Source organism: Polyangium jinanense (assembly GCF_028435365.1).
The window spans coordinates 50230-62126 of the sequence record NZ_JAGTJJ010000022.1; the positions used below are offsets into that span (position 1 = coordinate 50230).

The 11897-nt window shown below is 69.7% G+C and carries 8 protein-coding genes; 4 read left to right on the top strand and 4 right to left on the bottom strand.

Translation table 11 applies throughout. The annotated features are described in order from the left end of the window. The first annotated feature begins 9 nt into the window (after positions 1-9). A complete protein-coding gene (locus KEG57_RS29290; RefSeq protein WP_272422873.1) occupies positions 10-882 on the top strand; it encodes a hypothetical protein in 873 nt (290 codons plus the stop codon). A 16-nt stretch (positions 883-898) separates the two neighbouring features. Here the strand turns inward: KEG57_RS29290 and KEG57_RS29295 are convergent, their stop codons facing one another. Beyond that, a complete protein-coding gene (locus KEG57_RS29295) occupies positions 899-3496 on the bottom strand; it encodes a tetratricopeptide repeat protein (protein WP_272459056.1) in 2598 nt (865 codons plus the stop codon). 131 nt (positions 3497-3627) lie between these two features. On the opposite strand from KEG57_RS29295, the gene KEG57_RS29300 reads away from it, so the two are divergent. The 3 genes from KEG57_RS29300 to KEG57_RS29310 all read left to right on the top strand — a co-directional run bounded on the left by KEG57_RS29300 (position 3628) and on the right by KEG57_RS29310 (position 5837). Beyond that, positions 3628-4185, top strand: a complete 558-nt coding sequence (locus KEG57_RS29300) for a protein N-terminal glutamine amidohydrolase (RefSeq protein ID WP_272459057.1) — start codon at positions 3628-3630, stop codon at positions 4183-4185. Between the two features lie 63 nt (positions 4186-4248). Further along, positions 4249-5397: a PAS domain S-box protein gene (locus KEG57_RS29305; RefSeq protein ID WP_272422870.1), complete on the top strand. Its 1149-nt coding sequence runs from the start codon at positions 4249-4251 to the stop codon at positions 5395-5397. A 44-nt stretch (positions 5398-5441) separates the two neighbouring features. Next, on the top strand, positions 5442-5837 hold the full coding sequence (locus tag KEG57_RS29310) for a DUF7793 family protein (RefSeq protein WP_272422869.1): 396 nt from the start codon (positions 5442-5444) through the stop codon (positions 5835-5837). A 152-nt stretch (positions 5838-5989) separates the two neighbouring features. Here KEG57_RS29310 and KEG57_RS29315 read toward each other — a convergent pair whose 3' ends face one another. The 3 genes from KEG57_RS29315 to KEG57_RS29325 are packed head-to-tail and all read right to left on the bottom strand — an operon-like array spanning position 5990 to position 11871. After that, positions 5990-7030 carry a hypothetical protein gene (locus tag KEG57_RS29315; protein WP_272459058.1) on the bottom strand — a complete coding sequence of 347 codons (1041 nt, stop codon included), beginning with the start codon at positions 7028-7030 and terminating at the stop codon, positions 5990-5992. Positions 7031-7085: 55 nt separating this feature from the next. Then, positions 7086-9398 carry a hypothetical protein gene (locus KEG57_RS29320; RefSeq protein WP_272459059.1) on the bottom strand — a complete coding sequence of 771 codons (2313 nt, stop codon included), beginning with the start codon at positions 9396-9398 and terminating at the stop codon, positions 7086-7088. Further along, the gene (locus tag KEG57_RS29325; RefSeq protein WP_272422866.1) at positions 9388-11871 is read right to left on the bottom strand and encodes a LysM peptidoglycan-binding domain-containing protein; all 2484 of its coding nucleotides are present in this window, start codon (positions 11869-11871) and stop codon (positions 9388-9390) included. Before KEG57_RS29325 ends, KEG57_RS29320 begins: the two co-directional genes overlap by 11 nt. Positions 11872-11897 lie beyond the last annotated feature (26 nt).

Below are 11897 nucleotides of genomic sequence, written 5' to 3' on the forward strand. Positions count from 1 at the left end.
GGTCCGCATGTGCGGATCCTCTCGCTCCTCGTCGCCACGATTCCCCTCGTCTCCCTCGCCGCGTGTGGCGCGGCGCAGAACCACGCCGTCGAGCGCGGCCCCATGGCTCCGCCGCCGGGCGAATCGGCCCTCTGCAGCCCGCTCCCGAACGAGCCCGCAAGCCAGCGCGTCGTCGCCCTGCCGGCCGCCGAGCGCGAGGCGCTGGAGAAACGGCTCGAAGAAGGCCCCGTCGCCGTGAAACTCGAAGGGTGCAAGCTCGTGGTCGTAAAGGCGTGCGAGCTACGCGCCTCGGCAGCGTACAGGGCCGCGCCGGAGGATGGATCGTTCACCCTGTCGAACGAGGCGGACATCGAGCGCGAAGTGCCGCTCGGCAAAGGTCGGCTCGGCACGGTCGTGAACGGCGGGCGGGCGCTCGAGGTAAAACTCGCGCAAGCGGGTCGATTCACGTTCGGCGGCGCGACCGCGACCCCCGAGGCGACCGAGGCGTGCAAAGAGGCGACGCACGTCGTTCGTGGATACACGATCGGCGCATTCGAGGTGGCCGAGTCGGCGTCCGGCGCGCCGGTGGAAAAGGCCGGTGATACGGAGGCGTGCGCGAAAGGCGCGGCAAATGCGACGACGCCGCCCGCCGGCTGCGGCGCGCTCGTGTCGATTGACCTCGTGGCGCTGGACCTGGGGGCGGACGACGATACGCGCCGGGTCGAGGTGTCGAGGCCGCCGAGCCCGATCACGGGGGAGGGCAAGCGTGACGAAGACGCGGATGGCTTCGTGGGTGGCGTCGATCAAGGCGCGCCGGCGCGCGGTGCGGTCGACGTGAAAGAAGAGGGCAAACCCAAGCCCGGGAAGCACTGCCCGCCGAAGGACCCGCTCTGCGCGTATTGACGCGCCCGCGCGGCGTTCACTTCGCCGGCGGGAGCTTCTTCCGCGCCTCGGCCGCGCGCTTCACGGGCGGCAGATCCGCGTCCGCGCGCGGCCAGAACGCGGCGAGCGCGTCGAGCGTCGCGACGGCCTCCGCATTCGCGCCCCGCTTCTGCTGAAGCGCCGCGAGCCGGACGAGGCCGTCGGCGACGTAGGGCCCGCAGAGCAGGTGCATGTCGAACACGTGCTTCGCGCATTTCTCGCGCTCGCCGAGGATCTTTTCGTAGGCTTGCTCGGCCTCGGCGAGCTTGCCGCGGAGCTCGAAGGCGCGGGCCTGGAGGTGCATCCGCCGAAAGCGGGGAAAATTGCCGCGCGCCTCGGGCGCGTCCGGAATGACGACGTCCTCCTTCCGGGCGACGGCGACGGCATACCCGAGCTCTTCATTGCCGCCGGACGCGAGGCGTTTCAGCTCGGCGAGCTCGGTCTCGGCGCGGGCCGTGTCGCCTTTTTCCAGCGCGAGCATGCCTTTCAAGCCCTTCAGCATGATCTTGGCCCGCTCCTCGTCTGTCTTCGCGAGCCCGAATCCCTCCCAGATGCGCGAGAGCTTGGCGAATTTCGCCTCGGCCTGGTCGAATCGACCAAGCACCACGTCGGCATACGACGGCAAGAGCACGCAGCGAAGAAGCGTGCCTTGTTTGCCTTTCTCCACGGCGAACGCGACGGCCTCTTCGAGCAAGGCGTCGGCCTCTCGCGCGCGCCCTTCGCGCAGGAGCACGAGCGGGTGGGTGCACATGAACGCGAGCCGATCCTCGACGTTTTTCGTATCGAGCAAGGTTTGCCGCTCGCGGGCGAACAGCGCCTCGTCCTCGGGTTTGCCCGTGGTCAAGAGGGAGAGCGCATACGTCACGTGCGCCGAAAAGGGCCCGCGCCGGGCGATCGCCTGTTCGAGATCGGCCCGTGCGGCGGCGGTGTCGCCCATGCGCATCCGCACCATCCCGCGTTGCGCGATGATCCACGGGGAAGCCCCCTGCAACGCGAGCGCCTTCTCCGCTTCGGAGAGCGCCTCGGGGAACTTCCCCGAATCCATGTAAAACGTCGATTCGAGGACATGCGTGAGCGCGTGCCGCCCGTCGATCGCGCGCGCGGCCTCGAATCGCGCGATGCACTCGGGCACCGTCCCCCGGTACGTGAAGTAATAAGCGACGAGCAGGTGTGCCAGGAAAAACTTCGGGTGCTTGGCCTTGAACGTCTCCCAGGCCGCGAGGCCCTTCGCGGCGTCCTCGTCCGACATTTCGAGGATCGCGACGAGCTCCGCGTCGCGGCCCGTGGTCCCGCGGACGGCCGTGACCGCCTCGTCGAACTCGCGCGTCGAATCCTCGTAATGGCCCTGCAGGGCGGCCGTCATGCCGAGCCAAACGTGCGGCCACGGATCACGAGGCGCCTTGTCGCGCACGGAGAGGAGCGCCGTCTCCGCGCCGTACACGTCCGCCTTGAGCAGGCTCTCGATCCCCCGCCGGAACTCCGCCTGCACGGCCGGATCCTGCGAGATCGTCGGGATGTCCTCGTCCTCGACCGGGGCGGCGGACGCGCTCGGCGCGACGTCCGCCGAGGGCTTCGACCCGGACGACCCCTTCGTACCGAGCCAAACCCCGACCCCGCCGAGCGACAGCGAAACGGCCCCGATCACCGGGAAAAGCCATCCGGGCCGCGAGGTCTTTTGCGCTGCAACGGTTTTTTCCTGGCTCACGGCCGCCGCGACTTTTTCCTCGGCCTCCCCTGCCCCTTCGGGCGGGCGCGGCGCGGCTGTCTTGCGTGATCCCGGCCCGGACGGGCGTTTGTCCCCGCCGGCCACGAGCGCCGCGACGTCGGCGTCGAGCGAGGAAAACGCGGCCGCGAGCGCCTTGCTCTTCACCACGTCGCCGCTCGCGTAATCGAGGTACTCGGCCGCGTTGCGATATCCATTGAAAAAAAGCGCGCGCTCCCGCTCCTCGCCGCCCTCGAACAGCACCCACGGGTGGAGCGACGCGAAATGGCCGTCCTTCCGCAGGTACACCCGGCCCGGCAGGATGTCCTCCCCCGCCTGCGCCGCGCCCTCGCGCTCGGACGCGAGGCCTTCGAGCCGCACAATCTGGGCCTTGCGGTCGCCGTCCGCCCCAATCTCCACCTTCTCCACGAACACCAGCATGGCGTCGGGCGGGAAAAACATCCCGGCGCGCCAGGCGGGCTCGATCGCTTCCAGAAAGACCCGCGCGGCCTCCTGATTGAACGCGTCGTTCCGCGTGGATCCGTGCCCGATGACCTTGTTCCGGTACGCCGGCAGGAGCGCGAGCAGCTTCTGCGCGTTCGTCGATTTCGGCGCCTGCCGGCTGTCGGTCCCGACCTCCGCGAGCAGCGCGTGCAGCGCGAGCAGCGCCGGATCCATGAGGCTGCCCGGCCGCGGCGGCATCGCCTTCACCCAGTGCCCCGTCGAGGGCATGCCGAGCGTGCTCACGTCCGCGGGCGGCTCGGCCGCCACCGTGAGGCGGATGCTCGCCTCCCAGGCGTAATACGAAGCGAGGTGCTTCCGGGTCGGGTCCGTGGCGTTGCGCGCGCGTCGAACGAGCGCCGCAATCGGCAGCGGCAGGGGCGGGGCGGCCATCGCCGGCCACGCTAGCACGGCAGGCCAGGGCCACGGAACGCGCTTTCGTAGTGCGCGCGGGCCGAGCCGTCGCTTCCGCCTTCCGCGCCCGGCCCCGTCCGGGTTACGATGATTGCTTCGAGGTCCTTGCCATGAAACGACGCGCGGATGGGCGCGAGGAAACCCGCGCGCCGCGCCTCTTGCGCCAGCCCTTTTATTGCGAGGAGAACGTCTGGCACCTCTGCCAGGAGCCCGCGCTCGTGGACAAGCGGCGCGACGTGGTGTTCATCTCGAACGCCGAACGCGCATGCCCCATGTGGTCGCAGAAAGCTGGCCGGGGCAAACCCATCGTGTGGGATTACCACGTCGTCCTGCTCGTCCGGGATCCGCCGGAGATCTGGGACGTCGACTGCACTTTCGGTGTCCCCCTGCCCGCGATGGAGTGGCTCCGGGGAAGCTTTCACCCGGGCGTGCCGCCGCCGTACTTGCCCTCGTTCCGCGTCGTCCCGGCCGATCTCTTCGCCCGGACGTTCGCGTCGGACCGCTCGCACATGCGCTTGCCGGACGGTACGTTCCGTAAGCCCCCGCCGCCATGGCCGCCTGTAGGTGCGGAAAGCGTCCCCTCGAACCTGATGTCGTTCGTCGACGTAACGCGGCCGTTCCACGGCGAAGTGCTCTCGCTCGCCGCGTTCGCCGCGCGCGTCGGCTAGCCAAGGGCCGCGGTGTCGGTATATGCTCCCGCCCGAGGCAGCTTGGGTCCCCCGTAGACACCGATGGGAACAGACGATCGTGACGACGGACGACGAGACTGGCCGCCCCCGAGCGCGGGGCCGCCGAGCGACGCCGGTCTGCGCGAGGCCGTCACCATGCTGCGGCGCCTGCGCGCCGGCGATCTCGTGTTCCCGAGCCGCGAGCGCGTCGGGCTCGTCGGCGAGATCCTCCGCGAGATCGAGGCCCTCGGAAGCAAGGTCCTCTCCGAGCGCAAGTCCGAGGACGAGCGGATCGCCACGCTGACGAACGTGGTCGTGCAGCTCGCAGCGCTGAACTTCGAGGCGCGCGCATCCATCAGCCCCGCACACGACAAGCTCGACGGGATCGCAGCCGGGCTCAACATGCTGCGCGAGGAGCTGCAGAGCTCGACGGTCTCGCGGACCTACCTCGACAGCGTCTTCGCCTCGATGGCAGACGCGCTCGTCGTCGTCGACGCGGCAGGGCTCGTGCGAACCGTGAACCGCGCGACGACGGAGCTCCTCGGCTTCAGCGAGCGCGAGCTCCTCGGCAAGCCCGTGAGCACGCTCTTCCTGGAGGAGCACGATCCCGCGCAGATCCTCGCGCTCCACGGGCACGAGATGCAGTGTTTGACGAAGTCGGGCGCGGTCATCGAGGCCTCGGTGTCGACCTCGCCGCTCCAGAACGGGAGCACGATCGAAGGTTTCGTCTGCGTGCTGCGCGACATCACGGACCGCAAGCGCGCCGAGGAAGAGCGCATGCGCCTCGAGGAGGCGATCCGCGCGAAGAACGATCTCATCCGGACGATGAGCACGCCGCTCATCCCGATCACCGACGACATCGTGGTCATGCCGCTCGTGGGCACGCTCGATCAGGAGCGCGCCGATCAGGTGATCGAGTCCCTCTTGCGAGGCATCGCAAAGGCCCAGCCGCGCGTCGCGATCCTCGACATCACGGCAGTGCCCGTGGTGGACGCGGACGTAGCAGGCGCGCTCGTCCGCGCGGCGCACGCGGCGCGTATGCTCGGCGTGGACGTGGTCCTCACGGGCCTGCGCGCCGAGGTGGCGAAGACCCTCGTCGACATGGGGCTCGATTTGCCCGGTGTCAGGACGTGCAGCACGCTGAAGAGCGGCATTGCGCTCTCGATGAACCGCAAGGCACAGAAGGCCGAGGCTCCCAGGAGAAGTTCATAATGGTTTCGAGCGACGTTCCGGGCGAGATAGAGACGCGAGGGGCCGTGCTGACGTACGACCCGCGCGGATTCGTCAAAAAGGTGACGAAAGACGGAGCGGAATACACGCTGCAGGACGCCGAGGAAGATTTCGAGGCGGCCAAGAAGCTCGGCGGCGGGCAGCCGCGCCCCCTGCTCGTGGACGAGCGGGGCCTGCGCGGCGCCGATCACGCGGTCCGCAAGTTCTGGGTGAGCCCCGACGTCCCGGCCGTCTGTAAATGCGTCGCGGTGATCACAGGCAGCTCGCCGGTCAGCAACATGATCGGCAACTTCGTGATCACAGTCTCGAAGCCCGCCGTCCCGACGAAGCTGTTTGCCTCGGAGCAGGCCGCAATGCCGTGGATCGAGTGGTTTCTCGACGACGAGCACGATAGCCCGCCGCCGTCGATCCGTTTTCGCTGAGGGGAGTTCATTTCACAGCGTATCGCCGGGGTTTCACCCCGGGCCCGACCAGGGGCTCTTCGCCCCTGGACCCGAACCAGGGCACAGCCCTGGACCTCAGGTACATCGACCGCGATGCGGTCGATGTAAAACGCGAAAGCCCCGGCCGCCCGTCATTGTGCCCGCCGCGTTTCCTCCGCGTGCTTTCGGGCCGCCGCAACGCAAGCCTCTCGTTTCATGAAAAACGCCGGCCAGGCGTCGCCCGAGGTGTCTTCGAAGACGAGCCCGGCGAGCGCGCGGTTGATCCGCGGGATTTCGGCGGAGACGGCGTCCACAGGGCAAGCCGCGCACGCGGGGAGCGCCTCGCCTTCGGCCGGCCCCCTCCGCCCCCGGGCGACCGCGATCCCAAAGGCATGGCCTGGCTCGTGGGAATGGAGCTTCGCCACGAGGCGCGTGCACCGCGCGCAGGCGCCCACACCGCCGTCGGCCTCCGCACACGAATGCTCCTCGAACACCATGCACACGGCATGCGCGGAGACACGCGTCGCGCCATAAAGGATCGCGTCGTCGCGAATCTCGAAGAGCGTGCCAGACGGAGACCACGCCGATCCGTACGCTGTCATCGATTCGGTTTTCTGGCCGCGCGCGTCTGTCTGTATCGTCCGATTGTGCGGCCCATATAAGGTAACGTTCCGGTCGAGCTCGAGATGCTCGAAGGAGCCGGAGCGCGCGAGCTTCGGGCGGCCCTCGCCGCCGTCTGTTGGAATCTCGGCATGGAGGGATTCGGGCTGCACCTCGAACACGACGCGCCGGCAGAGCCCCTGCGGCGCCGGAGCGTCGTGCTGGAGCAGCTCTTCGGGGACGAAAAGCGCGACCGTGGGGCCGGCCTTCAAAAACCTCGAAAAGTCCACCGGCGTCGTGCCGCTGCGAAGGTCCTTTAGCTCGGGCAGGTGCGCGCGGGCATAGGCGAGGCGCTCGGCCTCGGGGAGCGCCGCGATGCGCGCGAGCTCCGGATCCTCGACCGGGGTCACCTTCGGCGCGGCAAGGACAGCGGGTCCGGCATCGCCGCTGTCGGGCCCCGCTTCCGAGGGACCCGCGTCGTCCACGGGCGGCGCCGTGCCCCCCACGCCCGGAGACGGCGCGCCGGCGCACGCCACGACGGCGGCGGCCACGAGCGTGAGAGAGGCGAAGAGCGGCAAAAGGGAAGTACGCATGCCCGAGGCGGATGGTAACCCGGGCCGCCGCCAGGCGCGAGCAGGACCGACGTGCTCAGCCGGAGAAAAGCGCCTGCACGAGCTTGCCGAACCGGTTCACGAAAAAGCCGGCGACGGCGAGGAAGCCGATCGAGAGGAGAGCGACGCGCGCGGCGAGGGGTCGCGAAAAGGTTTGTCGCCGAAAGAAGGCCTTGATGCGCCCGGGCAAACGCACGGCGAGCTCGACGAGCGAGGTGCGAGGTTTTCCCGAGGTCGCGCGATTCCGCCCGGCGCGCCGGTACAAGAACGAGCCGAGCCCTGCAAAAAGCCCGAGCACGAAGGCGAACTTCAGCGGGAGCAGGAGATACGCCCGGACGAACGGGACGCGGGCGCGGACGACGGTGCCGGGGCCGACCCAGTACCGCACGTGCGATTTCTCCGTGTTCGTAGCGATGAGCTCGGTCCATGTGGGCGCGACGGCGGGGGCCGCGCGCTCTTCGCCCTCCTCGGATTCGTTCCAGCGGACGGCGCGCTTCAAATGCGGCGGCTTGTGCCAGCTCGCGGCTCCGGCATAGACTTCGGCGGGGACGTCGGTCCGGAGGTCGAGATATTCGTTGTGAGCCGGCAGGTAGAGCCGCCATCGCCATGCGGCCGCGCCGAGGTCGAGCGCGGGGAGCGCGAGCTCGGGCGCGCCGAAGAGGCCAAGCGCGGGCAGGCTCGATTCGAGTACGATGTCGAGCGTGATGGGCTCCTCGTGATCGGCGCCGCGCGAGCGCTGGAGCGGCAAAAGGAGTTTTCCGTCCTCGCCACGGCTCGGCCGCGCGGGCTCGCCGTCGAGGCGGACCGCGCGGACCTCGGTATTCGGCGGCAATCCGAGGGCGAGGCTCGGCCGCGAGGCATTGCGGAGGACGACACGGAGATCCGTGACGAGCTTGCCCTCGGCCGCGAGGACACTCGTGGCCTCGACGACGTCGATCGCGCCTTCTTCGAGCTCCTGCTCGGGCAAACGCTCGACGGAGAGGCCGAGCGCGGGCGACGCCGCGTGATAACGATAGGCGTCGAGAATCGGGCTCACCGCGCTTGCGCGCGCCTCGGTCGGGAGCTCGGGGACGGCGACGGCGACGAGGCCCTCGCGCGAGGTCTCGCCGATGCGCATCTTGCCTGGGACCTCGACGGCAAGCCAGCCATGCTCGCGCTCGACGCCGAGGCAATGCGGGAGGCGCGCCATCACGCGATCCTTGGCGCCGCCGCGCAGGCGCAGGCGGAGCGAGAGCTCGTAGGTGCCCTCGATCGGGAAGGCGGTCTCGCCGCGGAGGAGGATTCCGTCGTCTTTGCGTTCGGTCGTGGAATGGAACGCGCCCTCGCCCTCCGCGGAGACGACCTCGACGCCGTCCGGGAGCGCGACCTCGAACGATTGCATCGTGCCGCGTAGAATGGTGTAACGGACGACGGTGAAGAGCTCGACGGCGCGCTCGTCGATGCTGAGGAGCGAGACGGTCTCGGCGACGGCGCGCGCGGCACCCGGGGCCTCGACGCCGCCGACGTCGCGGAAGCCGACGACGCGGATCTCGGTCGTGGGCGCGAGCGTGGCGCGCGCGGTGGTGCCGCCGCGCTCGGCGCGGACCTCGCTGACGACGGCGCCGTCGAAGCGGGGCGAGAGGCCCTCCGAGGGGAGGCGAATCGCCACGCGGGTGCTCGGCGTGCGCGCCGATCGAAATGCGTATTCGATGGATCCGCGCCCGCCGCGCGGGCCCACGAGCAAGGAGAGCTCGACGGTCACGACGCCTTTGCGATCGGTGACCCAGACGTGATACCCGGGCCGGCGCGTGACGCCGATGGGCTCACCGTCCGCGGTGGCCGAGACGAGCGCGACGTCGTCGCCGACGAGCGGCACGAATTTGAGCCCGTCGCCGGCGAGCGTGACGACGAGTTTTTCCCGGAGCGCGAGCACGCCGCCCTCGACCTCACCCTCGTACGACGCGGCGCCGAGGACCACGGGCGCCGCTGCGAAGGTCGCGCGGGTGTTCCGAATACGCGCGGCGCGGCGGGCGAGCTCGCTGTATTCGGCGAGCGGCACGGTCGCGGTGCCGCCTTCCGCGGCAGGCTCGGCTTCGTTCGCCGCGGCCTTCGCTTCGCCCTCGGCCGGCGGAGGCGCGTTGAGCTTCATGACCTCGTCGAATTGCGTCGTGGGGGCCTTGGGCGATTCTTCCGATTCGGCCTCTTCGCCCTCACTCCCCTTCCCTTCCTCGCTGCCCTCGCTTTCGGCCGCCTGGTCCTCTTCGGACGCCTGTTCGCTGTCGCTCTCCTCGGCCACGGCGTGCGTGGCCACGAGCGACGAGAGCACGAGCAGGAGAAGCGCGAAAAAAGCACCCGATCGATTACGTTGCATGACGAGACCTCCGCCGCTCCGCGAGGCTCCGCAAGCGGAACCACGCGGCGGATAGCAGCACGAGCGCAGCCAGGGACAAGAGCGTCGGACGAAGGGCGAGCTCGCCGAGGAGCCAGGAAAAACCCGCGGCTGCGACGAGCCTGCGGGCCGTGATCGCCCGGAAGAGGAGCCACGGCGCGCGTGCAAAGGCGCGCGCGAGGCGGCGGACGCGGGGCCACGCGCGGCGCGCGAGCGCGAGGAGAAGCGCGAAATCGAGGCCCCAGAGGATCCGGCGGTGAATGCCGGGGACGAAATGGGCGAGGCAAAGGACGAGGACGAGCGTGGCGACGAGCGCAAGGACGGGCGCGCGGCCGCGGCGCCGGAGCGCGACGGCGGCCGCGACGAACACGGCCGCGAGCGCGCCGTGCCGGGCCCAAGAGAGCAGGCCGTTCGACGCGTAGACGACGGTGATCTCGGGGACTTCACGGCCGAGGAGGATGCGGCGGAAGCGATACCGCTCGCCGACGAGAGGAAACTCGGTCAGCGCGGCGAAGGGCTCGCCGCCGCCCGTGGCCTCGTCGTTGTAGATGGCGCGACGCTTCTGGAGGATGTTTTCGTATCCGCCCGCCGACGCGGTCGAGACGCCGAGCGCCGATTGCAGGTACCATTGCAACCGGCGGAACGGGTCGTATTTGATGCGGGACGCTTGCCGGAGGTTGCCCCGGAATTCGAGGGGCTCGTGCGAGGACGGGAAGTAGACGTGCCAGACCGCCTTCGTGGTGTCGACGTCGAGGCCCGGGAGGCGGAGTTTTTCCAGGCCAAACGCGCCGAGCGCGTGGAGGGGGCGCTCGTAGGCGACCTCGATGACGAAAAACGCCTCTTTCGTGGCCTCGGCGGCGGGGGGAATTTCGAGGCGCATGTCCTTCGCGAGGGCGCCGCTCTCCGGAAGGACGGCGCGGTTTTTCGCGACGATGCGCTGCCAGGCGGAGGGGTCGGCATAATAAAGGTTCGCGACGTCGCTCAGGGTCTCGCCGGCGCGCACGACGTGAATGCGCGTCTGATCGGCGGCGAGGCGCTCGCTCTGGCGGAGCGGCAAGAGGAGGCGCTGGCCGAGCAGGGCGGGACGTACCTCGCGGCCGTCGATGAACGAGCGCAGCGGGCGCGCACCCTCGGGCAAGGAAAGCTCGACGTATTGCCGGCCGTCATTGCGAATCCGAAGCGCGACCTTCGTGCGTTCGGTGCCGTCGCCGAGGACGACCGTGGACGCCGAGAGCTCGTCGACGACCGTGCGCGCGAGCTCGAGCTCGGGCAAGGGCGAGGCCGAGAGCACGATGCGCGGCGCTTTTTCGAATCGATACCCGAAGAGCACGGGGCCCGTGCCAAGCGCCTGGAGCTCCTCCGGAATCTCGCGTGGCGCGAGGCGCTCGGCGGCTTCGACACCGCGCGGATCCAGGCGCAATCCCGGTGGACCGAGCACGCCGAGCGAGCCCACGGTGGGAATGGGCGCGGACGGCAAGGGCATCACGAGCTCGATGGGCGCCTGCGGCTGGTTCGCAAGCTGGAAATCGACGCGGATCTGCGCCTCGTCGGCGACGAGGTGACGGAGGAGGACGACGAGGACGCGGCCGTCTTTTTCGGTGACGAGGGGATGCCATTGCAGGACGGCGTTCCCCTCGACGCGCAGGACCTCCACAGCTTGCGGCAAGGAGAGCCGGATCGTGTCGGTCTCGCCTTCGAGGACGTGGAGGTCGATCCGGCTCTGGCCGGTGACGAGGGCCTCGCTGACGCGGAAAAGCGTGTGCTCGCGGGCCTCGATGCGAGCCTCGCCGCGCGGCTCGCTCGCCTTGCTCTGTTTCCAGGACAAACGGAGCTCGCCGCTCCCGTCGAGGTGGCCCGTGACCACGGTATCGCCGCCTTGCTCGGTGAACGAGGCGAGCGCGCCGCCGGCGAGGGTCGGCGTGATGCCCCGCTCGGCAATGCGTGCTTCGAGCGCGACCGGGCCTCCCTCGGGGAGCGAAAGGTCGAGCGTGCGGGTGAATCGCTCGGTCTCGCGGCCCCAGTGGAAATCGACCGTGAGCTCGTGGCGGCCGGGTTGATCGAGCGGGAGGGCATATCGCTCGCCGTCCTCGAGCAGCGCGGCGGGGTCGCCGTCGAGCGTGACCTCGCCGAGGACGGCGCGATGATCGAGGACGGGGACGCGTACGGGGCCGCCGCCGGGCAAGACGTCGAAGCGGGCGACGAGGCGGCCGGTCCAGAGGCCTTTGCGGAAGCGGCCCTCGATTCGTCGCGAGACCCAGAGCACGCCTTCGGCGGCGCGATGCGGGGGCGCGGGCGCGGCGAGCTGGTCTTCGAGAGCGCGCCACCGTGATAACGGTAGAGTTATGGTGCCTTTGGATTCTTTCGATTCCGGCGGCGCGGCGGCTGCGAGGGCGCCGAGGCCGAGGACGAAGAAAAACACCGCGAGAAAGAGGATGGCGTCACGCGGGCGTCGCATGGGGGCGCAAAACGCCGAACGAACGA

What these genes read in the sequence shown, in the direction of transcription:
- KEG57_RS29320 (WP_272459059.1), bottom strand. Translation starts at nt 9,398, where the DNA reads ATGCAACGTAATCGATCGGGTGCTTTTTTCGCGCTTCTCCTGCTCGTG.
- KEG57_RS29315 (WP_272459058.1), bottom strand. Translation starts at nt 7,030, where the DNA reads ATGCGTACTTCCCTTTTGCCGCTCTTCGCCTCTCTCACGCTCGTGGCC.
- KEG57_RS29300 (WP_272459057.1), top strand. Translation starts at nt 3,628, where the DNA reads ATGAAACGACGCGCGGATGGGCGCGAGGAAACCCGCGCGCCGCGCCTC.
- KEG57_RS29295 (WP_272459056.1), bottom strand. Translation starts at nt 3,496, where the DNA reads ATGGCCGCCCCGCCCCTGCCGCTGCCGATTGCGGCGCTCGTTCGACGC.
- KEG57_RS29325 (WP_272422866.1), bottom strand. Translation starts at nt 11,871, where the DNA reads ATGCGACGCCCGCGTGACGCCATCCTCTTTCTCGCGGTGTTTTTCTTC.
- KEG57_RS29305 (WP_272422870.1), top strand. Translation starts at nt 4,249, where the DNA reads ATGGGAACAGACGATCGTGACGACGGACGACGAGACTGGCCGCCCCCG.